This is a genomic window from Fibrobacter sp. UWB16 (assembly GCF_900215325.1).
Lineage (GTDB): Bacteria > Fibrobacterota > Fibrobacteria > Fibrobacterales > Fibrobacteraceae > Fibrobacter.
On the sequence record NZ_OCMS01000002.1, the window covers coordinates 1,063,114 to 1,087,818 of the forward strand.

At 49.3% G+C, this 24,705-nt stretch carries 24 protein-coding genes; 12 read left to right on the top strand and 12 right to left on the bottom strand.

The window, feature by feature from the left end; genetic code table 11:
• Positions 1-99 precede the first annotated feature (99 nt).
• Entirely contained in the window at positions 100-1,917 is a 1,818-nt protein-coding gene (locus CRN95_RS09775) for a glycoside hydrolase family 43 protein (protein WP_097020740.1), read from the top strand.
• Positions 1,918-1,963: 46 nt separating this feature from the next.
• Here CRN95_RS09775 and CRN95_RS09780 read toward each other — a convergent pair whose 3' ends face one another.
• A complete protein-coding gene (locus CRN95_RS09780) occupies positions 1,964-2,560 on the bottom strand; it encodes a hypothetical protein (RefSeq protein ID WP_097020771.1) in 597 nt (198 codons plus the stop codon).
• A gap of 2 nt (positions 2,561-2,562) precedes the next feature.
• On the bottom strand, positions 2,563-3,159 hold the full coding sequence (locus CRN95_RS09785; RefSeq protein ID WP_097020741.1) for an FISUMP domain-containing protein: 597 nt from the start codon (positions 3,157-3,159) through the stop codon (positions 2,563-2,565).
• 155 nt (positions 3,160-3,314) lie between these two features.
• Here CRN95_RS09785 and CRN95_RS09790 point away from each other — a divergent pair, with 155 nt between their 5' ends.
• The 5 genes from CRN95_RS09790 to CRN95_RS09810 all read left to right on the top strand — a co-directional run bounded on the left by CRN95_RS09790 (position 3,315) and on the right by CRN95_RS09810 (position 9,139).
• A complete protein-coding gene (locus tag CRN95_RS09790; RefSeq protein ID WP_015732445.1) occupies positions 3,315-4,010 on the top strand; it encodes a hypothetical protein in 696 nt (231 codons plus the stop codon).
• A complete protein-coding gene (locus tag CRN95_RS09795; protein WP_097020742.1) occupies positions 4,010-4,693 on the top strand; it encodes an N-formylglutamate amidohydrolase in 684 nt (227 codons plus the stop codon). The genes CRN95_RS09790 and CRN95_RS09795 overlap by 1 nt, the downstream gene beginning before the upstream one ends.
• A 141-nt stretch (positions 4,694-4,834) precedes the next feature.
• Entirely contained in the window at positions 4,835-8,404 is a 3,570-nt protein-coding gene (gene nifJ, locus CRN95_RS09800) for a pyruvate:ferredoxin (flavodoxin) oxidoreductase (protein WP_097020743.1), read from the top strand.
• Positions 8,405-8,684: 280 nt separating this feature from the next.
• Complete coding sequence (locus CRN95_RS09805; RefSeq protein WP_088629668.1) at positions 8,685-8,903, top strand: hypothetical protein; 219 nt, start codon at positions 8,685-8,687, stop codon at positions 8,901-8,903.
• The gene (locus tag CRN95_RS09810; RefSeq protein ID WP_088629667.1) at positions 8,900-9,139 is read left to right on the top strand and encodes a PIN domain-containing protein; all 240 of its coding nucleotides are present in this window, start codon (positions 8,900-8,902) and stop codon (positions 9,137-9,139) included. Before CRN95_RS09805 ends, CRN95_RS09810 begins: the two co-directional genes overlap by 4 nt.
• 148 nt (positions 9,140-9,287) lie before the next feature.
• Here the strand turns inward: CRN95_RS09810 and CRN95_RS09815 are convergent, their stop codons facing one another.
• The 6 genes from CRN95_RS09815 to CRN95_RS09840 form a co-directional block, all read right to left on the bottom strand.
• Positions 9,288-9,962: a radical SAM protein gene (locus CRN95_RS09815; RefSeq protein WP_097020744.1), complete on the bottom strand. Its 675-nt coding sequence runs from the start codon at positions 9,960-9,962 to the stop codon at positions 9,288-9,290.
• A gap of 148 nt (positions 9,963-10,110) precedes the next feature.
• Positions 10,111-10,440 carry a 6-carboxytetrahydropterin synthase QueD gene (gene queD, locus CRN95_RS09820; RefSeq protein ID WP_088629666.1) on the bottom strand — a complete coding sequence of 110 codons (330 nt, stop codon included), beginning with the start codon at positions 10,438-10,440 and terminating at the stop codon, positions 10,111-10,113.
• A gap of 1 nt (position 10,441) precedes the next feature.
• Positions 10,442-11,095, bottom strand: coding sequence for a 7-cyano-7-deazaguanine synthase QueC (gene queC, locus CRN95_RS09825; RefSeq protein WP_088629665.1), 654 nt, complete (start codon positions 11,093-11,095; stop codon positions 10,442-10,444).
• A gap of 102 nt (positions 11,096-11,197) precedes the next feature.
• Positions 11,198-11,929, bottom strand: a complete 732-nt coding sequence (bioD, locus tag CRN95_RS09830) for a dethiobiotin synthase (protein WP_235002980.1) — start codon at positions 11,927-11,929, stop codon at positions 11,198-11,200.
• 57 nt (positions 11,930-11,986) lie between these two features.
• On the bottom strand, positions 11,987-13,231 hold the full coding sequence (locus tag CRN95_RS09835; protein WP_088629664.1) for an 8-amino-7-oxononanoate synthase: 1,245 nt from the start codon (positions 13,229-13,231) through the stop codon (positions 11,987-11,989).
• Between the two features lie 3 nt (positions 13,232-13,234).
• Entirely contained in the window at positions 13,235-14,011 is a 777-nt protein-coding gene (locus tag CRN95_RS09840) for a 6-carboxyhexanoate--CoA ligase (RefSeq protein ID WP_088629663.1), read from the bottom strand.
• 109 nt (positions 14,012-14,120) lie between these two features.
• Between CRN95_RS09840 and CRN95_RS09845 the strand changes: the two genes are divergently transcribed.
• Positions 14,121-15,434 carry a GGDEF domain-containing protein gene (locus tag CRN95_RS09845; RefSeq protein ID WP_088629662.1) on the top strand — a complete coding sequence of 438 codons (1,314 nt, stop codon included), beginning with the start codon at positions 14,121-14,123 and terminating at the stop codon, positions 15,432-15,434.
• A gap of 7 nt (positions 15,435-15,441) precedes the next feature.
• Here CRN95_RS09845 and bioA read toward each other — a convergent pair whose 3' ends face one another.
• Both bioA and CRN95_RS09855 read right to left on the bottom strand, forming a co-directional pair.
• Positions 15,442-16,773 (bottom strand): adenosylmethionine--8-amino-7-oxononanoate transaminase, encoded by a 1,332-nt coding sequence (gene bioA, locus CRN95_RS09850; protein ID WP_097020772.1) that lies wholly within the window; start codon positions 16,771-16,773, stop codon positions 15,442-15,444.
• Positions 16,774-17,010: 237 nt separating this feature from the next.
• The gene (locus CRN95_RS09855) at positions 17,011-17,592 is read right to left on the bottom strand and encodes a flavodoxin family protein (RefSeq protein ID WP_085490398.1); all 582 of its coding nucleotides are present in this window, start codon (positions 17,590-17,592) and stop codon (positions 17,011-17,013) included.
• A gap of 110 nt (positions 17,593-17,702) precedes the next feature.
• Between CRN95_RS09855 and CRN95_RS09860 the strand changes: the two genes are divergently transcribed.
• From CRN95_RS09860 to CRN95_RS09880, 5 genes are all read left to right on the top strand, one after another.
• Positions 17,703-19,043: a carboxylesterase family protein gene (locus CRN95_RS09860; RefSeq protein WP_097020745.1), complete on the top strand. Its 1,341-nt coding sequence runs from the start codon at positions 17,703-17,705 to the stop codon at positions 19,041-19,043.
• A gap of 163 nt (positions 19,044-19,206) precedes the next feature.
• On the top strand, positions 19,207-20,280 hold the full coding sequence (locus CRN95_RS09865) for a family 16 glycosylhydrolase (protein WP_088629660.1): 1,074 nt from the start codon (positions 19,207-19,209) through the stop codon (positions 20,278-20,280).
• A 188-nt stretch (positions 20,281-20,468) separates the two neighbouring features.
• A complete protein-coding gene (locus CRN95_RS09870; protein WP_072828643.1) occupies positions 20,469-20,948 on the top strand; it encodes a single-stranded DNA-binding protein in 480 nt (159 codons plus the stop codon).
• A gap of 15 nt (positions 20,949-20,963) precedes the next feature.
• Complete coding sequence (locus CRN95_RS09875; RefSeq protein ID WP_088629659.1) at positions 20,964-21,920, top strand: hypothetical protein; 957 nt, start codon at positions 20,964-20,966, stop codon at positions 21,918-21,920.
• A 21-nt stretch (positions 21,921-21,941) separates the two neighbouring features.
• Positions 21,942-22,931 carry an aspartate-semialdehyde dehydrogenase gene (locus CRN95_RS09880; RefSeq protein WP_088639785.1) on the top strand — a complete coding sequence of 330 codons (990 nt, stop codon included), beginning with the start codon at positions 21,942-21,944 and terminating at the stop codon, positions 22,929-22,931.
• Between the two features lie 244 nt (positions 22,932-23,175).
• Here CRN95_RS09880 and CRN95_RS09885 read toward each other — a convergent pair whose 3' ends face one another.
• Positions 23,176-23,562 (bottom strand): hypothetical protein, encoded by a 387-nt coding sequence (locus CRN95_RS09885; RefSeq protein WP_097020746.1) that lies wholly within the window; start codon positions 23,560-23,562, stop codon positions 23,176-23,178.
• Between the two features lie 27 nt (positions 23,563-23,589).
• Positions 23,590-24,564 (bottom strand): hypothetical protein, encoded by a 975-nt coding sequence (locus tag CRN95_RS09890; protein ID WP_097020747.1) that lies wholly within the window; start codon positions 24,562-24,564, stop codon positions 23,590-23,592.
• Positions 24,565-24,705: the final 141 nt, after the last annotated feature.

A 24,705-nucleotide genomic window follows, 5' to 3' on the forward strand; every position in this document is an offset into this window, starting at 1 on the left:
TATTTTTCTCTATGGATTATTTCTCAAAGGTTCCACACCATGATTTAGTGATTTTCGTCATAGCAGAAAGTATATTAGAAGTATAAATTTGGAGCTTTTATGAAAAATCGTTTGGGATGGACCAAAGTACTCTTTACTAGCGCATTTCTGGCTAGCACAGTTCAAGCCGATGAAATTGTCGATATCACTCCGTTCTATCGAGCTGTCGATAGCGTGGCCCTTGGCAACATAATCAACGACCTTTATAATGACCTTACCCTCCCCGACACAATAAAGTTGGGCGGGGAATCCTTTGCAATCACCTGGGAAAGCAGCGATACGCTGTTCCTCACCCATGATGGACACATCAATGGTCGTTTTGTCGGCGAAAACAAAGAAGTCACGCTCACGGCGACCGTGCAAGACTACTTGAGCGATAAAAAACAAGTTGTAAAGAACAAGGTTTCCATCCACGGATTCGAGCCTTATTCCAACTACCTTTTCGCTTACTTCCCCGCCAATAACGACGAAAACATCTATTACGCCCTCAGTAACGACGGATACAACTTCACCCCGATGAATAACGGCAAACGCGTCGTTGCCGCCGACTCCGTGAGTATCAAGAAAGGGCTCCGCGACCCCCACGTGCTCCGCGCACCGGACGGCTGGTTCTACATGGTCAATACCGACATGAAGAGCGCTGAAGGCTGGGCTAGTAATCGCGGCATGGTGCTGATGAAGTCCCGTGACCTCATCAACTGGAAGCACAGCACAGTGCATTTCCCGGAAAAATACAAAGGCAAGAACTTCGCGAACGTGACCCGAGTTTGGGCTCCAGAAACAATCTGGGACGAGAATTACGAAAACAAGGACGGGAGCAAAGGCCGCCCGCTCGTATATTATTCGCTTTTGACTAACGACGGGACCATCTCTTACGACCAAGTGTTCTTCAACTACGCGAACGAAGACTTTACCGACCTCGAAGGCGACCCGAAGCACTTCTTTGACCGCGGCAAATCCACCATCGACATGGACATCGTCTACAACCCAGTGGACAAGCTCTACCACGGGTTCTACAAGAACGAAGGCGACGGCGGCATCTGCAAGGTGCAAGCAAGGACTCTCACCTCCGAAAATGGGACTAAGGGGCCAACGTGGTACAACAGAACCGGCGCTTTGCAGCAAACAACCGAAGCGGTCGAAGGGGCAGGAGTGTTCAAGCTCATCAACCAAAATTCCTGGGTCTTGATGTACGACTGCTACGTGAATGGGCATTACCAGTTCACGTCTAGCTCGGACCTCAATACATTCAAATTCGTGCAGAACACCAAGACAAGCGGCGCATTCACGCCACGTCACGGTACAATCCTCCCGCTTACCGCAGCAGAAACGGCAGCGCTCATGAAGGCTTTCTCCACTCCGGACTTTGAAGCAAAAGTCATCGACATTCCCGATTCCATCGGTGTTTGCGATGGCAAGAAAGTTGTTGGACCATGTAGCGCAACAAAGATTATCCCTTACGTGAAAGTAGGCGATGGCGGCTGGAACGAAACGCTTGATGTGAAAGTCGCCAAGGGCGCAACAGTGCAACTTGGCCCGCACCCGTGGGATGGCAAAATTTGGAGTTGGGAAGGTCCGGACGGATTCAAGTCCACAACTCGTGAAAACACGCTTAAGAATCTGGATGGTACCAAGAGCGGCTACTATTCTGTGACGTACACAAATGAAACAGGCTGCAAGAGTGTTGCTAAAATCAAGATTGTCGTCGATGATCCGGACCATCCGTACAAAGAACCAGATTCGACAACGACTGCAATTGGAAAACGCACCCGCGAAAGCAGCAGGGATTTACATTTAAAACGCAATCCCATCTATTTCGATTTGCTCGGCAATAGGCTCAAAAGCAAACCGAAAAACGGAATGTTTGTGGTGAGATGACGCGAACGCGTCATCCTGACCCCGCAGGGGGAAGGATCCAGTAAAATCAGATTCCTGTAACAACCCTATTAAGCTTTATAAACGCATTCACGGGGTCTGCGTAATTCCAGACGCCACCGAGCGAAGCGACGCCGGCAGGCGAAATCTTTTTGAAATCGTCAATCGTATCCGTATCGACGCCTCCCCATAAAATGAGGGAGGCTTTTGCATTTATGCTTAAAGAAGATCCAAGCGTTTCAACAGGTTCAATCGCCGAAAGCGGCTGCATAATCGGGCCGACGAGAGCGCCCGCCACCCATTCCGGGAGCTTTTCTGCTTCTTCCGCATTTTTGCAAAGAGCGACACAGTTGATGCGTTTCCAGCTTTCGGGAACCTCGCCCATGAAACTTTGTGCATCGCAGACGCAACCGCGAACATCAAGCTCTTCGGCCATGTCTGGCGTTCCACGCACCCATATGCGGTCGCGCAATTCCATCGGGAGACCAAGCAGCCAACGGTCATAATCGTTGAAAGTCGCGCGAGCATTGCCACCTCGCCCGCGCTTGTCAAGAATCAAACGGGTTAAGCCTCGGCGAAACATTTCTTCGATATCGTCGTGTTCTGCGGCAAAATCATCAGGACAAGTAAAGAGCCAAAGTCGCATTTTCATTTCCTCACACATCTGACGGAGAGGGCAAATTCTTCGTAGGTTTCATCGTACGATACGCTAGAACGGTCTTTTTCGAGCATTACAGTGCGGGCGTAATTTACACGGACCTCGTCTGTCGTCCAAAAGTAGGCGTATTCGTCAAAATAATTATAGTACTCCAAGAAATGGTAACCGCCACCGATTTCCGAAATAAATTCCAGCGCCATCAAGGAATCGGCGGCAAAATCAAAACCGCCTACAGCTTCAATCAAGTTGTCAAAATCTGCTTTTGATGGGATTTTCCAACCTTGCGGGCAAGCAACCATCGCTACATTCCAGGCGTAAAGTCTCCCCTGCTTCTCACAATATTCTGCGCTGTCGTTATAGCAAGAAGTTCTCTTGTAAAGCGAGTCCGAAGTATCAAAATAATTCAAGTTTTGAGCCATCCAGACTTGGCCACCAATTTCAATGGTTTTGTAGCTTTGCGAATCGCGAGCGTCAACGAAAATGCCTGCGCGAGAATCCTCGTCCCCAGCGCCCACCGAAGAATCCGAACACGCCCAAAACGCGAATGCTAAAAAGACTGAAACGAAAGCCCAGAAAAATTCTCTCATATTATCAAATATAATAAACGATTTTTTCGCACTACAAGATGGCGATTCCGGCTCGGAGGCCGGAATGACATGTCAAACCAAGATAATATTTCTATATTTGTGTGCGGATTGACGATTTGATGAACAAACCGCCACGGTTAATAACGAGGCACTCGATGGATTTGAAAATACTCCCTCAGCCAGACGATGTTACGTGCGGACCGACTAGCCTACACGCTGTTTACTCTTATCTTGGCTATAACATTCCCCTTAAAAAGCTCATTTCCGAAATCGAATTTTTGGAAGAAGGAGGCACGCTAGGTGTTTTCCTTGGCATAGATGCCCTCAAGCGCGGATTCAAGGCGACCATTTATTCTTACAATCTCAAGATTTTTGACCCGACGTGGAGCAAACTCAAGATGCCCGAGCTCCGCGAAAAGCTGGTCGCTTTGCACAAGGCAAAACACGCACCCAAGCTCAAAAAGGCTATTGACGCCTACATCCGATTCATTGACCTTGGCGGAACCGTTGCTACCGCAGACCTCCGCGCAAGCATGTTCGAAAGCTATTTCAAGCGAGGCATTCCGGTGCTTTGCGGCCTCAGCGCCACCTATCTTTATCGTTCCCCTCGCGAATACACAAACGAAAAAGACCAGTCCGTCTTTGACGATATCCACGGCGAGCCGATGGGGCATTTCGTAGTGCTTTACGGACTCGATGAAAAGAAGCAGTTCATGGTTGCTGACCCTGATTGTACAAACCCGATGGCAAACGGTCCTTATTATAAAGTGGACAAGTTCCGTCTGATTCACAGCATTTTGCTGGGTGTCATGACTTATGACGGAAATATTCTTGTTGTGGAGAAAAAGTAATGAAAGCTCCGGCACTGATGATTACCTGCGAACATGCGAGCAACGCTGTGCCGGATTTCGTCCTGCGCGCGCTCCGCGATTCAAAGATTCCCGATGACATTCTCGCCTCCCACCGCGCTTACGACATTGGCGCATACAAAGTATTTTCAATTCTTGTAAAACGTTTAAAGCCCGACTTCCATTGCTCTAGCCGATTTACAAGACTCGTGGTCGACATGAACCGCAGTGCGACCAACAAGACGTTCTTTTCGGAGTACACCGTCGGATTACCAAGCTCTGTAAAATCGCACATGCTGAGCCTTTGGGAAAAGTACCGCGAGAAAATTGAAAGCTTTGTCGCGAGTGAAATTCCTGAGAGAGCGCGCAAAAATGAGAAAAATGCACCTAAGGAAGCGCCGCTCAAGGTCATCCACCTCGGTATTCATAGCTTTACGCCTATATTAAATGGTATCGAGCGAGATGCCGATGTCGGGATTCTCTATGACCCGAGCCGACCTGCCGAAGTAAAAATTGCGCAAACGCTCATCCAGAACATCCACGAACGCGCACCGTGGCTTAAAATCCGCAAGAATTACCCGTATTTGGGCAAGTCCGATGGCCTTACGACCACGCTTCGCCAAAAGTTCGGCCCAAGTTACGCGGGACTTGAAATCGAGATTAACCAAAAGCTGCTTAATTTTTAAACTTTTTTCAAAAATTGGTTGTCCGTTTGGGGTAATCTTATTTAATTTTATGCGTGGATTTTTGCCCTTCTTGCGTGTAATGCACGCCGAAGGTGTATATGATCAGATTTTTTACGAAAAAACCTAAAAACGGAGATATCCATGGCAAAAAAGATGATTGCGTGTGACGGTAACGAAGCCACCGCTAACGTTGCATTTGCGGTTAGCGAAGTCGCTGCAATTTACCCGATTACACCGTCTAGTCCTATGGCTGAGCACGCCGACAACTGGAGTGCTGCAGGCAAGAAGAATATTTGGGGACAGGTTCCCCGCGTGTTTGAAATGCAGTCCGAAGGTGGCGCTGCCGGTACCGTTCACGGTGCTTTGCAGGCCGGTGCTTTGACCACGACCTTCACCGCATCTCAGGGTCTTCTCTTGATGATCCCGAACATGTACAAGATTGCGGGCGAACTGACCCCCACGGTCTTCCACGTCACTGCACGTGCTCTTGCAATGCAGGGCCTTTCCATTTTCGGTGACCACTCCGACGTTATGGCTTGCCGCCAGACGGGTTTTGCAATGCTCGCCTCCAGCTGCGTCCAGGAATGCCAGGACCTCGCTCTCGTGGCCCACGCTTCTACTCTCGAAAGCCGCGTTCCGTTTATGCACTTCTTCGACGGTTTCCGTACCTCTCACGAAGTGATGAAGATTGAAGCTCTCGAAGACGGCGTTATCCGTAACGTCATCGACGAAAAGTATGTGAAGGCTTGCCGTGAACGCTGCCTCACACCGGACCGCCCGACTATGCGCGGTACCGCCCAGAACCCGGACGTCTACTTCCAGGGCCGTGAAACGGTGAACCCGTTCTATGCAAAGGTTCCGGAAATTGTCCAGAAGTACATGGACAAGGTTGCTAGCTACACTGGCCGTCAGTACCACATCGTGGACTACGTCGGTGCCGCTGACGCAGACCGCGTAATCATTTCCATGGGTTCTTCGACCTGCACCATCGGTGACACCGTCAAGTACCTGAACTCCAAGGGCGAAAAGGTCGGTCTCGTCAACATTCGCCTCTACCGTCCGTTCCCGATGGAAGCTGTTGTTGCCGCTCTTCCGAAGACTGTCAAGAAGATTGCTGTCCTCGACCGCTGCAAGGAACCGGGTTCCGCTGGCGAACCGCTTTTCCAGGATGCCCTGACCGCAATTTCCGAAGCCGTGATGGCAGGCAAGATGGCTATGCCGAAGATGATCGGCGGCCGCTACGGTCTTTCCTCCAAGGAATTCACGCCGGCTATGGTCAAGGCCATCTTCGACGAACTCTCCAAGGCTGAACCGAAGGCACGCTTCACAGTCGGTATCAACGACGACGTTTGCCACACGAGCCTCACCATCGACCCGAACTTCAAGCTCGAAAGCGACTTCTTCCAGGCTATGTTCTTCGGTCTCGGCTCTGACGGTACTGTCGGTGCCAACAAGAACTCCATTAAGATTATCGGTAACGAAACCGACAACTACGCTCAGGGCTACTTCGTTTACGACTCCAAGAAGTCCGGCTCCATGACCACCTCTCACCTCCGCTTTGGTAAGAGCATCATCGACGCCCCGTATCTCATTGGCGAAAACGAAGCTGATTTCGTAGCTTGCCACCATACTCCGCATCTCGAATCCATCGACATGCTCAAGTATGCCAAGGTCGGTGCAACGTTCCTCGTGAACACCCCGCACTCCGCCGACACCGTTTGGGATACCTTCCCGCGTCCGGTGCAGGAAGCCATCATCAAGAAGCACCTCAAGGTGTTCGTCATTGACGCTTACGCCGTTGCCGCAAAGACCGGCATGGGCCGCCGCATCAACACTGTGATGCAGACCTGCTTCTTCTCCAAGCTCGGTAACGTGCTCGATGCAGAAACTGCTATCAAGTACATCAAGAAGTACGCCGAAAAGACCTACGCCAAGAAGGGCATGGAAGTGGTCCAGAAGAACTGGGACGCTATCGACGCCTCTCTTGCCAACCTCTTCGAAGTCAAGGTTCCGTCTGCTGTCACCAGCACAAAGGAATTCCGCGCTCCGATCCACGGCAACGCTCCGAAGTTCGTGAACGAAGTCACCGCAGAAATCATCAAGGGCAACGGCGAACTCCTCCCCGTTTCCAAGATGCCTTGCGACGGTGTGTTCCCGACCGCTACCACCAAGTACGAAAAGCGCGACCTCGCCCTCAACATCCCGTCCTGGAATCCGGACGCTTGCGTGCAGTGCGGCAAGTGCGCCATGGTCTGCCCGCATGCAGCCATCCGTATGAAGGTTGTGGACGAATCCGCCGTGAAGAACGCTCCGGAAGGCTTCAAGTACACCCCGGCCAAGGGCTTCAAGCTCGAAGGTTCCGAAAAACCGGTATTTGCAATTTCCGTGTCCAGCTACGACTGTACGGGTTGCGGCGTTTGTACGCAGGCCTGTATCGGTAAGGACAAGACCGACGCCACCAAGAAGGCCATCAACATGGTGCCGCAGGAACCGATCAAGGTTCAGCAAGGCAAGTGCTGGGACTTCTTCGTCGATCTCCCGGAATTCGACCGCACTAAGGTCAACAAGAACCTCGTCAAGCAGGCCATGCTCCTCGAACCGTTGTTCGAATTCTCCGGCTCCTGCGCAGGCTGCGGCGAAACCGCTTATGTGCGTCTCGTTTCTCAGTTGTTCGGTGACCGCATGGTTGTCGCCAACGCTACGGGTTGCTCCTCCATTTACGGTGGTAACCTCCCGACCACTCCGTGGGCAAAGAACAAGGAAGGCCGCGGTCCGGCTTGGGCAAACAGCTTGTTCGAAGACAACGCTGAATTCGGTCTCGGTATGCGCCTCGCTATCACGAAGCATGCCAAGCAGGCTTTGAGCCTCCTCGAAGCCGTGAACGTTCCTGCAGAACTCAAGGAAAAGCTCACGACCCAGAAGCAGGACGATGAAGCCGGCATCAAGGCCCAGCGTGAAAACGTTGCCGCCCTGAAGGCAGCCCTCGCCGGTGCTACCGACGATGCATCTGTAAGCCTCCGCGACGAATTCGCCGACTACCTCGTGAAGAAGTCCGTGTGGATCTTCGGTGGTGACGGTTGGGCATACGATATCGGTTACGGTGGTCTCGACCACGTCATGGCCACGGGCGAAAACGTGAACATCTGCGTCCTCGATACCGAAGTGTACTCCAACACCGGTGGACAGGCATCCAAGGCCACGAACCGTGGCGCAGTCGCCCTCTTCGCTGCAGCTGGTAAGCGCGCTGGCAAGAAGGACCTCGGCCTCATCGCCATGAGCTACAAGAACGTTTACGTGGGCCGTATCGCCCTCGGCGCAAACGATGCTCAGGCCCTGAAGGTTCTTCAGGAAGCAGAAGCTCACAATGGTCCGTCGCTGATTATCTGCTACTGCCCCTGCATCAACCACGGTTTCGATCTCAACAGCCAGCTTCAGCACCAGAAGATGGCCGTGGATTCCGGTTACTGGACTCTGCTCCGTTACAACCCGGCTCTCGCCGCCGAAGGAAAGTCTCCGCTTATCCTCGACTCCAAGAAGCCGACGATTCCGGTTGCAGAATACATCTACACCGAAAACCGCTACAAGCAGCTCACCCGTAACAATCCGGAAGTGGCCAAGAAGCTCGCCGACGACCTCCAGAAGGAAGTCGATGCCCGCTACGCATTCTACGACGCCATGTCTAAGGATACCGAAGGTCTGATCAGCCTCTAATCGGTTAACGATTAATTAAAACGCCCCGTCACTCAAAAAGTGGCGGGGTGTTTTGTTTCACTGCCAAGCGAAGGAGGCGACTCTTAAGTAGCCTTCGTAGCGCGGAGCATTCAACTCCATCATAAGTTCCTTATATGCGATAGTTGAATGCGGAGTCTCATAAGAACGGGGCCTTTTTTATTTAGAAGCGGGCGTCCCTCTTTTCACAAATTGTACCATATTACATTGTGTATTGCACAAACGAGTAGAATAATATATATAATGGTAAACGGAGGTCGATATGACAAACGCAGCATTTGCAGAACTTGAAACCCAGGTGGAAGAACTCCCCCTGTTTCAGATTATTGTCCTTCGTCAGAAACTGGACAATATTTTGGAAGAACGAAAAGCCGAAAGGAACATTTCTGTCGGTCTGGCAATGCTAGACGAAATCGCGGGTTCTGTAAATCGTGATATTGACTTCAAAAAAGAACGAGAAGAAAGCAGGGATGCTAAATGAATCTGCTAATTGATTCAAATATTATCCTCGATATGGTCCAACGTCGAGAACCATTCTCGGCCAATTCCAAAGAAATCATAGCGGACTGCATCAAACAAAAATATCAAGGTTTTGTTTCTGCACACTCGTTATGCGACATCTATTACATCCTCAGGAAGGATTTGTCTGTTATCCAGCGTTTGAAACTGGTTGAAATGTTCTGCCAGTTCTTTACTGTAATTCCAGTGTGCAACTAAAAGCGGACTAGATTACATTGTAACGCGGAATATAGACGATTTCAAAAATTCATCTGTTCCTGCGATATTGCCATCAGATTTTCTAGCACAAAACAAGTAAATCGATAAACTATTAATGAGCGACAAGAGATATCTTGCCGCTCGTTTTTTATACCCCCCGCATGTCGGGGTTCCACACGATTTTGTGCAGTTGCACTTGGAAGCGAGCGTTGTTTTGCGTCATGACCTTGCTACCCACCATCCAATTGACAATTTGCTCGTTGGTGAGTTCGCCCCATACCGGCGAAATAAAGATGTGCGGCATATTATCTGGAGATGTTAGCGAGAGTCGCGCGACAACGCCTTCCGCTTCTTGCAAGTCTTCGACACTCCCGACAACGAACTTAAGCACGTCATTTTTGCCGAGTGAAATGATATTTTCCATCTTCATTCGGGCCGACATGCCGCTACTTTTGCACTTCCAGTCCATTGTGTAGAACAGCCCTGGTAACTGCCATTTGCAAGGGACCGTGCCGTTTGTTTCGATGTTGACTTCAAAGCCCGCATCACTGAATGCAGTAAGCAACTCGCCCACGTTTTCGTGAATCAGCGGTTCGCCGCCCGTGAGCGTAACGCACTTGACACCGGATTCGTTGCGATACGCTTCAACCGCTGCAAGGATCTCCCCCACGCTCATCTGCTTAAAATCGGGACCTTCGACCGCATACATCGAATCGCAATAGCTACAGCGCAAGTTACAGCCGTGCAGACGCACGAACACCGCCGCCTGCCCCATGCGAATCCCTTCGCCTTCGATACTTTTAAAAATTTCACAAACTTTCATATAAACTCAAAAAGTCTCTCGTCAATTGCGTCATTCTGACGCCGTAGGCGGAAGAATCCAGTTATTTTTTTAACTTCACTGGATCCTTCGCTATGCTCAGGATGACTAATTGCGGGATTATTGTTTAACAAGGCTTTAGATTCACCCGCTAAACTTCGTATTCGACGGTATTGCCTTCGCTTTCCTGGACCTGCACCTTGTAGCAATGCGGCACTTGTTCGCAAATCCAGCGAGCCATGTTCTCCGCCGTCGGATTAAAGTCCACAACATCGTTCAAGAACTGGTGATCGAGTTTGCCCTTCACGATTTCCTTGATGTGCGAAAAATCGACCACCATTCCGTTCTCGTCGAGCGTTTCGGACTGACAGAACACCGTGACAATCCAGTTATGGCCATGCAGACCTCGGCACTTGCTTTCGTACGGGAGCGAGAGCTTGTGAGCCCCAGAAATTTCAATACGCTTGATAACTCTGTACATATTACGCCTCGTATTCCGTTGTGTCGTTGATGCCCGCCTCGGCGAGAGCCGCCTTGCGTTCCAAGCAGGTTGCGCACTTGCCGCAATGGATTTTACCGCCCTTGTAGCAAGACCAAGTTTCGCTGTAATCCAAGCCAAGAGCCTTACCCTTGCGAGCGATATCCGCCTTGGAAATGTTCGTGTACGGAGCATCAATTGTGATGTTTGCGTATGTACCTGCAGAAATCGCCGCCGACATGTTCTTCACGAATTCTTCGCGGCAGTCCGGGTAAATCGCATGGTCACCAAAGTGGTTTGCCATCATCACGCGCTTGAGGTCACGGCTTTCGGCAAGCCCTGCCGCCACAGAAAGCATAATGCCATTGCGGAACGGCACCACCGTCGATTTCATGTTCTCATCGGCGTAAGTCCCTTCTGGGATAGCGTCAGCACCCGAAAGGAGCGACGAGGTAAAGTAATCGTGCATGAACTTGAGCGGAATCGTAATGTGCGGAATCCCGAGTTTTTCGCAATGCATGCGCGCAAAAGGAATTTCTTTGTCGTTGTGATTGCTGCCGTAATCGAATGAAACTGCAAGAGCAATTTCTGCGGCGCGTTCGTAGAGCAAGGTCACACTGTCCATTCCACCGGACAAGACCAGCAGTGCGTCTTTCATAAAATCTCCTAGTTTTGTTTAAAGTCAGGATGGGTCTCGAACTGACTAATGTCAAAGATAGAATTTTTATGACACTTTTCAAATATTAAAAATGGACATGCTTTAAAATATCTGTACGCCTAAATCGGTGTCGCCGTCCTTGACTTTTGCAAGAATTTCAAGCCCTGTCAAGTCCTGCATCATGCGGATATTGTCATCTTCCATTTCAAAATTGCCGCTACAGCCGTAACGGTTCACGATAATTCCACGGATATCTAGGCCGCGACTACGAGCGTATTCTATAGTGAGCACGCAAGCGTTGATGGAGCCGAGCGCCGCCGTCGTTACGATAAGCAGCGGAAGCTTGAGCGTCTTGATGATATCTTCGAGGAAGATTTTCTGGTCATCATAGCGGATGGGGCAAATGATTCCCCCGCTACCTTCGGCAAAGATGAATTCGTGGCGGGAGCAGGCTGCGTTAAAGTCCGCCTGAACTTTCGAAAGTTCAACGGGATTGCCTTCTTTTTGTGCGGCCAGATGCGGCGAAACAGCCTCTTTGTAAACGTAACTGACGAGCTGTTCTTGCGTGTCTGGGAGATTTGCAATGCGCTTGACGTAATCAGCGTCGCCCGCAATCCACTTGCCATCACGGAGTTCAGCACCACTAAGAGCCGCCTTGTAATAGCCCGCGTCAATGCCGGAATCGCGCCATTTTTTCACCAAAAGACCCGTGATAAAAGTTTTACCGACATCCGTACCCGTCGCCGTAACGAAATAACCTTTGGGCTTTGAGGTATGAGGTCGTTCGCCATTGGCGAACTCTGAGGTTTGAGCTTGCAATTTTTCTTCAAACATAGGTTTATCCGTTTTTACGAGTCGTCATCCTGAACCCCGAAGGGGTGAAGGATCCAGTTAAGTCTTGGAGAGAACTTCTGCAATTTCCTTGGCGGCAAGAGCAAGTTCCTCGTGAGTATGTGTTGCCATAAGGCTCGCGCGTAAGCGTGCCTGCCCTTTTGCAACCGTCGGATAACGGATTGCTGGAATCAAGACGCCCTCATTCTGGAGCGTTTCCGAAATCCGCAAAGCCTTCGCTTCATCCCCAATGATAATCGGGATAATCGCCGATTCCGTTTGCGGAACTTGTAACCCATGCAAGCGCAAAGCATCGCAAAAGAATTTCACGTTGTCACGCAATTGCTGGACGCGTTCCGGGTGCGCATCGATGAACTGCAAATTGCGGAGTGCCGCCGCCGCTACCGCAGGGGCCATCGCTGTCGTGAAAATAAAACTGCGAGACTTGTTTTTCAAGAATTCAATCAACTGCTTGGAGCCGGCGACAAAGCCGCCTTCGGCGGCCACGGCCTTGCTCAAAGTCCCAACAGTTACATCGGCATGTTCACAATTGTAATGTTCCGCAAGTCCGCGCCCCGTGCGCCCAAGGACGCCCGTGGCATGCGCCTCATCAATCATGAGCAACACGCCATGCGCTTTCGCAATCCGCAAGAGTTCCGGCAAATTCGCCAAATCGCCATCCATGCTGAAAACGGCATCCGTCACGATGAGACCACGGAAGGGATGCGCACCTTGTTTCGCATTTCCCGCATCACTTAAAGCGGCGCTTGCCGATGCGCTTTGTGCTAAGAACTCCGCCTTGGCAGTTTCAATCGCGCGTTCCAAATCGGCCATGTCATTGTGCTTGTACACAAAGCATTTTGCACGCGAAAGGCGAATGCCATCAATGATGCTTGCGTGGTTCAGTTCGTCGCTGAAAATAAAATCGTTCTTGCTACACAACGCAGAAATCGTTCCCACGTTCGCCATGTAGCCCGTGTTAAAAGCAATTGCCGCCTCTTCGCCTTTGAACTTTGCAATAAACTCTTCGAGTTCATCGTGCGGAGTCTTGTTGCCGGTCGTGAGGCGAGCGCCACCACTCCCCGTTCCCCATTCAAGGACCGCATCCGCCATCGCCTGCTTGAGTTCAGAAACGTTCGCCAAATCCAAGTAAGAATTCGAAGCGAGCAAAACCGTATCCTTACCCGCAATCGTCACATGCGATGCTTCTGGCGACGAGATATGGCGCAACGTGCGGTACGTATTGTTCGCACGCGCCGCTTCAAGCGCATCTTTCGTGAAAAAGTCTAAAATTTGTTCGTTCATTTTTTACTTCTGAATTTTCACGAGTACTTTCTTCTTTTGCAAGTACTCGATGCATTCTTCGGCGGAGGCTTTTCGGGAATCAAACAAGAAAATGCGGCCTCCGTTTTCGTCGCCCATTTCCTTCATTTTCATGATGCGCACATAGCCGAGTTCCTTGCTCGCGACATAGCCTGTCACATAATTCGGGTCATCGCTTACGCAGAATTCTGCCACCATACCCGGTGCATTCGCCACCTTGGTCGCAAGGACGATCGCTTCGTTAAAATGATTCTTGCAGCCATCGACTTCGCTCGAATGGAGCGCATCCATGTAAGTCGCACGTACACCGCGTTCGTGGTCTGGTTCCAGGCGGTTTCCCGTCGCAATGTCGTAAAGCATCGCCCCACGCATCGGGAACGTCTCGCGCAGAAGATCCTGCAATTTTTCTTTAAATTTTTTTGCGCCATCACAAGGTCCCTGAGCCTGCCGAAGGGCCATCAGCGGAGTAATCAAGCCAAACGCTTTCTCCAAGCCTTTCTGCCACGTTTCTACATCTACGCGCGTTACAGGGAGCGATTTCAAGACCTGAATATCGCTTTCGTGAACCTTTTCAATTTTCACATTGATAAAATCCGGGTCGCCTTTGGAATGATTCATCGCACGGCGCACCATCGCCGCACAGACAGTTTCCACGGAATCACGACCAACAATACGTTCAGCACCGGAAATATGCTGTTCATGGGAGTTTTCGCCTTCGCCAACATGCTGCGAGGCTCGCATTTTTAAACTGTAGTAATCCATAAGAGCCTTCTTTTACGCGCCACAATTTAGAAAAAAGGTCTTTATTTTTTCATTGAAATGAATATATTTTTACTAGTAACGGGAGTAATGACTTTTCTTGGTAACTGATATGGGTGATTGCAAAAATTTTATAGCGGACTTTCCTGTGGACTCTGCGGAGTTTTTCACAGCTATAACTTACGCCACATCTGAGCTGTACATTTCAATGCATGTACTTGATCTTGAGAATAACACTGCGTTTCCTATCAAGACCAACGAATTCATCGATAAGTTCATGAAATGCGGCAGCACCCTACAGGATAGTATTACCAATATCATGGTGAACCTTGCATGCCCAGAAAGCGTTTCAACCATCAAGAATTTTACGATCCTTTCAACATTGTCGGAACGCATGAAGAATGCAAATGTTATTTCCGAAATTTTTCACGGAAAGATTCACGGCTGGAGTAAGGCGATGTTTGTACGCGTTGGTGATGACAAGCCACTACGTCGAGTCCTGTACGTTGTCGAAAACGTGAATGCGCAAATGACAAAGCTGGAACAAGAGAAAGAGCTCTTGGAGCAGAACCGCAAACAACAAAATATGATCAATGCGCTCATGAACGGATACGCCTCTGTAGTCGGAGTTGATTTTGTCACAGAAAAGGTGGAATTTTTCCGCACAAGCGATCGAGTCAAAAGTGCTCTTGGCTTCATGAAAGAACCGCCTCCGTTCAAGATCCTTGTTGAAAAACTTATCAATACGGCTGTACACGAAGAGGATCGAAAAAGTATCCGAGAAGTGGCTGATGAGTCCTATATTAAGGAATACTTGCCAGTCGGCAATAGTTTGTCAAAAATTTTCCACAACGAAGTCGGCCAATATGTTGAAATGAAAATTGTGCGAACCGGCGAAGAAACAACCGTGTTCGGTTTCACCGACAAAAATAACGAAATCACAGAAATAAACGATAAAATCTACAGAGATTCGTTGACTCAAGTGATGAACCGCAAGTATTTTGATGATAAACTATCATCGCGTAATAGTCAAGCCGTCGTAATGGCTGATATTGACTTTTTCAAAGATGTTAATGACAATTACGGCCACCAGTGTGGTGATGCAGCCCTTGCCGCCGTAGCATCGATATTGAGTTCATCTGTTCGTAATTTAGACCGCGTAGTACGTTATGGTGGCGACGAATTTTTAATCTCGTTCAAGGGTATTACTCATGAAGTGCTGAGAAACAGACTTGAACAGATGCGCGCTCGGGCAGAAAAAATTAAACTGCAAGATTACCCAGATGTAAAGTTGACGATGAGCTTTGGCGGAACATTCGGAGACGGAATTGTTTCAGACATGCTCTCCTTTGCCGACAAGGCGCTTTACGTATCAAAGAAAAAACGGAACTGTGTGACCTTAGTTCCGTTTGAAGAAAAAATTTAAGTTGTATTTACTCGTGGAATTCGTCTTCGCCATCCACAATCGGCGCGGGTTCGCATTCTCCAATCATCTTAATCGCTTCGCAAATGCGGTCCACTTCAGCATCGCTCGTGATGAACGGCGGCATCGTATAGACGTAATTGCAGAACGGACGTAGCCACACGCCAGTTTCGCGAATCACGCGCAAGATATCGTCTGCACTTGGCTTTGCCTTAAGTTCCAAAACGCCAATTGCACCGAGCACACGCACGTCCGCCGCATTTTCGAGCGAACGTAGCGGTTCCAAATTCGCTTTCAAGCGCTTTTCAATACGCGCCACGCTTGATGCATAATCGCGACTTTCAAACAGCGAAAGCGAAGCAATCCCAGCCGCGCACGCTAGCGGGTTTGCCATGTACGTCGGGCCATGCATAAATGCAGGAATCTTGCTATTTGTAATCGTGTCGGCAACTTTCTCGGATGCGACACAAGCCGCCATCGTAATGCTACCGCCCGTAAGCGCCTTGCCGATGCACATAATGTCCGGCTTTATAAAGTCGGCGCAATCCTGTGTTGCGGTATGCATCATCGCAAATCGCGGGCCCGTGCGATAAAATCCAGACGCAATTTCATCCAAAATAAGCAAGATGCCATAGCGGTCGCAAAGCTCGCGGAGGCGCTTGAGGTAGCCAGCATTGTAAAGCCACATGCCATTTCCGCCTTGGAAAACAGGCTCGCAAATGACAGCCGCAATTTCATTTTTATGCTCTTCGACAACGCGTTCCATCGATGCAAAATCGCTATCGTCCCAAGCGCTATCAAAACGGCAATTCGGGCGTTCCGCAAAGTAATGATGCGGCATGATTCCGCGGAAAAGCACATGCATGCCGTCAGGATCGCTCAAAGCCATTGCACCTGCAGTATCGCCGTGGTAGCCGCCCTTCAAGGCGACCAACTTACAGCGCTCCGGGCGACCCAGCGAATGCTGGTACTGCACCGCCATCTTGGCGGCGCATTCCACGGCGATGCTTCCCGAATCAGCAAAGAAAATCTTGTTCAAGCCTTCGGGCAAAAAGTTCACCAACTTTTCGCCAAGTTCAATTGCAGGCTCGTGCGTAAAACCGCCGAACATCACGTGGCACATCTTTTCGCTTTGCTTGCGAATCGCTTCAACAATTTCAGGAGCGTTATGCCCGTGAGCCATGCACCACCAGCTCGATACGGCATCAATCAGTTTCAATCCGTCGGCGGTTTCAATCGTCGTTCCGTGAGCCGACTTTGCAAGGAATCTTGCGGGAGTATTTTTCAGCGCAGCATACGGGTGCCACAAATGCTCGCTGTCGAAATTCAATAGCGTATTCATTTGCGGCGCAATATAGAAAATTGCGCGGTATTTTTCTATCAAAAAGGAGATGCCCCATCAAGTGGGGCATGACAGAATCCAAGTCGGGCATGACAAGTCGTAGGTATGACAGGTCGTGCACATTTTTCAATGGCATTCCCCGGCGGCATCTCGAATCAGCGCGACTTCTCGTAATTAAAAGTGCCGCGCGGCATTTACCGGCGGCATCTTGAAACAGCGCGGAATCTCGCGAAGTTTCTATCGAATGAAGTTCGTATAGACTTTCTGCTTGGCGTCAGGCTGCGTCACGCCCGCCTGCTTGCCCGCATCAATGCTCTTGAGGAGCCATGCCATATTGCGGCCCAGTTCCTTCATAATCTGCACGCCTTCTTCGTCCTTCAGCACATCTTCCGGATTCGAACCGTGAACCATGTTCCAATAGCGCGAAGTCACGAGCGGTTGTTGCGCATAAGTCGGGTACTTGTTAAGCACATCGAGAGTTGCGGTCGTCCCTGCACGGCGTGCGGAAACCACGTTTGCCGCCGGCTTGAATAGCAGATTTGCCTCAGCAACACCATAAAGACGGTCGAGGAACATCAGCATTTCGCCACTCGGAGAAGCGTAATAAACCGGAGAACCGTAAACAACGCCGTCCGCCGTTTCCAAGAGTTCCTTGGCTTCGTGGACAACTTCGTTCACCTCGCCCTTGAGCACTCGCCCACCGACAAACACGATTTTCGTCTCGATTCCAGCGGCCTTGAGCTGGTTTGCGACGATGTTCAGAGCTGTATAAGTGCAGCCATTTTCACGACGGCTGCCATTAAACAAGATGACCTTCATTTTAGAACCTCCATGTTACCTACTAAAATAGTATAAAAAATCAAAATATTTTTGACAAATGTTAAATTTTGTCTATATTTACAATATACCAATAAATCCTTGGAGAGAAGATGAGCCCCCATAAAATCAGCCAAAAGGGGATGTTTGCTGCTATTGCAACATTTGCCCTATTCGCGTCAACAGCAAATTCCGCCGACGTCCGCTACAAAGACCGCCTTTTCGAGGTCGAAAAGAAAAAGGACGTAACTTTTGCATCTGACGTTCCGTACTTAAGTTCGCCACACATGTTGACGCAGGTGATCCAGTCTATGGCAGGCGAAACGCTCTATTTTTACAGTAGCGAAAACGAAGTCGAAAACAAGCCCCTGTTAATGGACCTTTATACGCCAACCGGCGATACCGAGAAAAAACGTGCCGCCGTTATCGTCAGTCATGGTGGCGCCATGATTGCAGGCGCTAAAGACGATACAGACCAGCAGACGGTCAACTACTGCGATTCCCTTGCCGCTCGTGGCTATGTCACAGCATCCATCCAATATCGTCGAGGAGTCACAGTTTCTGGCAGCGGTATGAGCTACAGCATTGACAGCGTCGATTTCGCTCGTACAGTCTACCGCGGTGTTCAAGACGTCAGTGCCGCAGTCCGCTACATGCGCAAAAACGCAGACAAACTCGGAGTAGACCCCAATCGCATTTACCTTATTGGCAACAGTTCTGGAGCAATACTCTCGCTCGAAAACATCTATGCCAAAAAAGAATCTGACTTCCCGAGTTACATGAACAAAGCAGACGCTCCAAAACTTAGCGCTATTGATATTTACGGCGAGCAGGGCGTTGATTCTCATGCAAACGGCGCAGTCGCCTTATGGGGAGCAATCCACAACAAAGACATCATTGGAGACAACAAGACCCCAGTTCTCCTCGTCCACGGAACTGATGACGAAACCGTACTATTCAAGACAGGCAGACCCTTAGGCGGAGGATATTCTATGGCAGGCTCAACCTTGACCATCCACACCCCAACTCTTTACGGAAGTTTTGTCATTGATTCGATTTTGACCGCCAAGAAAACCGAACACGAAACTTATTTTGTCGACGGTGCCGAGCACGAATTCTACGATGATTACGAATACGAAAAGCCTGTTCAAGACAAAGTCTTCAACTTTTTATACAAACTCGCTTCGGCTGAAAATTCTGGTTCTACAGACATCAAGCACCGCGTATTTGCTCAAGCCCAAAATTCCGCCATCCAGATGGGGAAAGGCAATATGCATTTTAGCATTGCACGCGGAAACAACCTAAAATACGCAATCATGGATATCCGAGGCCGTTCAGTCATGACAGGCAAAGCATCCGCAGGCCAATCCGTTGACTTGACTGCTTTGAACAACGGCGTTTATGTGTTGCGCGTACAAGGCGAAAAAGCAATCCGTTTTAGCATAACTCGCTAATTGAATCACCCCAAATATCGGCTGGCATTGCATCAACAATACAGCCGATACAGTTGATTTTCTAAATACATTCTATTTTATTGGTTATTCAGGCTCGCTAACTTATCTTTATGTTCGGTTAAATGGGATTCTGTTTTGTACAGAAACTTCATGGAGATAAAATATGAACATCAAGAAAACTGCAGTCAAGAGCGCTCTCGCCGTAGCAGCCGCCGCAGCAGCCCTCACCACCAATGTTAGCGCAAAGGATTTTAGCGGTGCCGAACTCTATACTTTAGAAGAAGTTCAGTACGGCAAGTTCGAAGCACGTATGAAGATGGCAGCCGCATCGGGAACAGTCAGTTCCATGTTCCTCTACCAGAATGGCTCCGAAATCGCTGATGGAAGGCCCTGGGTAGAAGTGGATATCGAAGTTCTCGGCAAGAACCCGAACAGTTTTCAGTCCAACATCATTACCGGTAAGGCAGGCTCTCAGATAACAAGCGAAAAGCACCATGCTGTTAGCCCCGCCGCCGATCAGGCATTCCACACCTACGGTCTCGAATGGACTCCGAATTACGTCCGCTGGACTGTAGACGGCAAGGAAGTCCGCAAGACGGAAGGTGGCCAGGTTTCCAACTTGACAGGTACACAGGGACTCCGTTTTAACCTTTGGTCGTCTGAGAGTGCGGCTTGGGTTGGCCAGTTTGATGAATCGAAGCTTCCGCTTTTCCAGTTCATCAACTGGGTCAAAGTTTATAAGTACACGCCGGGCCAGGGCGAAGGCGGTAGCGACTTTACGCTCGATTGGACCGACAATTTCGATACGTTCGATGGCTCCCGCTGGGGCAAAGGTGACTGGACTTTCGACGGCAACCGCGTGGACCTCACCGACAAGAATATTTACTCCAGAGACGGCATGTTGATTCTCGCCCTCACCCGCAAAGGTCAGGAAAACTTCAACGGCCAAGTTCCGAAAGACACCGAATCCGCTCCGGTCTCTTCCAGCAGCACTCCGGCATCTTCGAGCAGCGCCCCCGCTCCGTCTAGCAGCAGTATCGCTTCGAGCTCTTCGAGCGCACCGGCTTCTTCGAGTAGCGAAATTATTCCGCCGAGTTCTTCTAGCGTAACGAACTCCATCCACGGAATCCGCACGACTCCGACAGTTACAAGGGAACATCGTGGACTTGTGAACGCCAAGGGTGCAAAGGTAAATCCGAACGGTCACAAGCGTTATCGTGTGAACTTCGAATACTAATCGTGGCAGTTTCTCTTTATAATTCTCCTTATCGTAAAAGCCATGTGGTTTATGCCACATGGTTTTTTGTTATGTCCACTAAAATTAGGGGAATTTCTCCATTTTTTTTGAATTTTGACACTAAAATGTCAAATTAGTTTTTGTATTTTTGATTTCGAAATTTTTAAAAATTAAAATAGGATAGTTATATGGCTTATTTGAATAAGGTTATGCTCATCGGTAATATCGGTAAGGATCCGGAAGTACGCGTTAATCCCAACGGCGGTCGCAAGCGCGTTTCTTTCTCCCTCGCCACTTCTCGTCGCTATCGTGACAACAACGGCGAACAGAAGGAACAGACCGACTGGCACAACATCATTGGCTGGGGCAAAATCGCAGATATCGTTGAACAGCTTGGCATTCGCAAGGGCATGAGCCTCTATGTTGAAGGTTCCCTCACCAACCGCAGCTGGACAGACCAGACAAGCGGCCAGAAGCGCTACGTCACCGAAATCAACATGGACACGTTCCAGCTCCTCACTCCGCGTGGCCAGGGTGGCGCACCGGCAGCAGGTGGTTTCAGCCAGGCTAACAGCTACCAGTCCAACAGCTTTAACGGCATGCAGCAGAATAGTGCTCCGGCCTATGATGCAGGCATGGCAGAAGAAGACGTCGATCTTCCGTTCTAATTCAAGACTTTGTGAATGAATCAAGGAATTGCAGAAATAGCGCTCATCTACGCATTGCCGTTAGCAATCTCGTTTGTCACGTTGTTTGCTACGGCAACAAGTCCTGGGCGTAACACGAAGGTCGTAGGAGCGATTCTTTCGACTCTTACGATTGTTATAGACTGCTTGTTCTATTTCGTAAAAAACACCATCATCATCCAGAATGTTGAAGGTGGTATTTTGCTGTCGTTCTTTTTGCTATTTCTGTTCAGCATTTTTTGCATTGTACAAAGCGAAGAATGGTCCACACGAGCTTCATTCCTGTTGTTCTCTATGTGCATGCTCGTTGGCTGCATCGGTACGGCATGTTTCGAACGCCCGACCCTGGTACTCACGTCCTCCTATTCTCCAACTGATTTTGTGTCGCACAACAAAAAGTACGAAGACTACATTTCGTCTTTTGACAACGCAAACAGAGAAAGCAATGTTCAGGAACTTCCAAACACGGCCGCTCAAGACAACAGCAAGCCAGCAAACGTAGATATCGATGAAGATGTCGAACTCGCTCCTGAAGTCATGGACCGCCTTGACACGTATGCCAGCAAAACCGAAACGGTCATCGACAAGATGTTCGACATTATGCGAGCTGTCGATTCCTTTGAGCCGTTGGAACAAAACGCAGGCGAAATGGAGCGCGAAAAAAGAAGCCAGCAGGCTCTCGCGATCAACAACAAGGCAACATCGCTGAACCGTAAGACCATCGGGATATTCCACCCCATGGAAGCAAGAGAAGCCCATTCGGAACTAGTTCAGGCCGCTGAAACAATCCGCAGTGCCTCTCACGCGTTGTATTCATACTGCCTTCTGGAAGACCCAGAGGAAGCCATGAAAAAATACACGCAGGCTCGTGAATTAATCGTGATTGCAAAAAGGCATATCGACAAATTCAACAAGAACATTCAAAATTTAACGAACAATCAACCTCAACAATAAGAATAAACAAAGGTTAAATCTATGATTCGTAACGTAGCGATCATGGGCGCCACTGGCGCAGTAGGTCAGGAACTCCTCAAGATTCTTGAACAACGTAACTTCCCGCTTCAGAACTTGAAGCTCCTCGCCTCCGAACGCAGTGTCGGCCGTGAATATGAATTCAAGGGCGAAAAGCTCAAGGTTGAACTGACTTGCAAGGACGCATTCAAGAATGTTGACCTCGTGCTCTCTTCTGCAGGCGCAAGCGTTTCCAAGGAATTTGCTCCGATTGCTGTTGACGCAGGTGCCGTCGTCGTCGACAACACGAGCTTCTTCCGCATGGACCCGAACGTTCCGCTCGTTGTCCCGGAAGTGAACCCGGAAGACATCAAGCTCCACAAGGGCATCATCGCTAACCCGAACTGCACGACCATCATGATGGTTGTCGCCCTCAAGCCGATCAACGACTTGAGCAAGATCAAGACCATTCACGTTTCCTCTTACCAGAGCGCAAGCGGTGCCGGTGCAACAGGCATGGCCGAACTCAAGCAGCAGTATCAAGAAATCGTCGAAGGCAAGCCGGTCACCGTGAAGAAGTTCGCACACCAGCTCGCATACAACCTCATTCCGCACATCGACGTGTTCACCGACAACGGCTACACGAAGGAAGAAATGAAGATGTTCAACGAAACGCAGAAGATCATGCACAGCGACGTTCGCTGCGCAGCAACCTGCGTCCGCGTTTCTGCACTCCGCTGCCACTCCGAAGCCATCAGCTTCGAAACGGAACGCGCACTCTCTGTTGAAGAAGTCCGCAACGCCATCAAGAACGGCGAAGGCCTCCAGCTCTGTGACGATCCGGCAAACAACGTCTACCCGATGCCGCTCAACCTCATGGGCACGGACGACATCTACGTTGGCCGTATCCGCAAGGACCTCGCATGCGACAATGGCATGAACATCTGGATTGTCGGCGACCAGATCCGCAAGGGTGCTGCTCTCAACGCCGTCCAGATTGCAGAACGCCTCTAATCACGTTGCGCTCCGGCCAAAAGCCGCGAAACGCATTTAAAAAAGAGTCTAGCCTTTGCTAGACTCTTTTTTTGCATTATCATCAAAAGCAATGTGAAAACAACCTCAGAAGGCGAGAGTTGCAGCCATGCTTGCATGGATATAACCGAGCCAAAGAGGTTGGGGCTTGCCCCATCCAGTTATTTCTAAACAAACAAATAACGCCTCCCGAATGGGAGGCGTTATTAACATTTTTTGTTTTAGATTATTCGTTTACAACAACCGGATTGCCGTATTCAACACCCACACCCCAGAAAGAGCAAACATGCTTTGTGGAGTGGAGCTTGCCGAACTGATCGTAGTCCTTGATTTCGGCGTTGTTCCAGTGGATTTCATAGACGTTATCGATGCGACGACCTTCTTTGATACCGGTAACCTGCTGGAGGAACTTGACTTCGGAGCAAGTTTCTTCATCGGTTCTGTAGTTATAGAACACCGGGGTAACGCTCTTGATTGCCAAGTGGACAACGCGGATGTTGCCGTTCGGATCCTTCTTGGGGCTCTGTTCGTATGTTGTGACTGTTTTCGGTCCGGAGCATCCCACGATTGCGATGGCGATTAATCCAAGGACGAATGCCTTTAACTTGTTCATTTTATCTCCTGTTGTTAAAAAATGTGTTTAAAAAAGCCAGTAGTTGTAGGTTAGCGCAAACGAAGTTTTATACAAAGTTTCTTCCGAAATGTTCACCTTGAGGCCAACTTCGTGACTCTGTCCGAGAACTACTGATGCACCGAGTGTAAAACCGGCAGAAACTTCGGTTGGAAACCAGCTATCAAATCCTTCGTAGTCAGTATGGTCCAATTCGAAAACTTCGAGGGATAGCTGTGTTCCGACTTCAATGTTTATCATATCCATAATTTGATATCCAACGGTTATGGGTACATATGTATTGATGCTATATTTTTTAAGAGTATCTTCGTAATAATGATGGTAGCGGAATTCTCCCATAAAATGCATCATAGAAACGCTGCAGTAAAAGCCCGTTTTTACAAACATATCGCCTACAATATTTTTCAGAGCGAAGATGATACCAAATTCTGCTTCTACAGCGTTTTCGGCATCAGCATAAACCTTGAAATCGTAGTCATCCTCATAGAGTCTAACGGCCTCTGGGCTTGCAGAAAGATAGCCCAAACCAGCATGCAACCCCAGCTTGAACGAACTATTCTTTGAGCTTCCGCTTTCACCAGAAACAGCTGCATCAGAATCGTCCGCAAGGAATCCAAAGCCGAACAAACCGCCAGAGGTTTGAACTTCTTTCTTTTTAGGAGTGTCGTCGCCATCGCGCGGGTCGGGAGCATCAGCCGGGTCGTCTTCACGCAGCGTCAGCTGCATAACAGACTTGCTGACCGGAACGTAGTCGAGTTCGTTGCTGATGTATACTTGCTGCGGTTCTTGCTGTTTAGCTTTAGCCTTGGATTTCTTAGCTGTAGGCGTTGGAGCGACATCTACAATGGTGGGAGCTTCCGTTTCATCAGCTACGGGAGCTGTCGATTCTTCTACAGGAAAGTCTTGATTGCTATCAGCCGCATCTTGTGCGTGGATGAATGTTGCAATGCCCAAAATTGGTAAAATATGTTTTAAAATGGTCATGTGCTATTCGTAAATAAAAATTTTCGCCAAAAATAGATATCTTTAATAATTTTGTAAAGAGATTTTAATGAAAATTGTAAACTAAAAAAATTTTTGTGATTCTTTTCACAAAAAAACGCCTCCCGAATGGGAGGCGTCCTT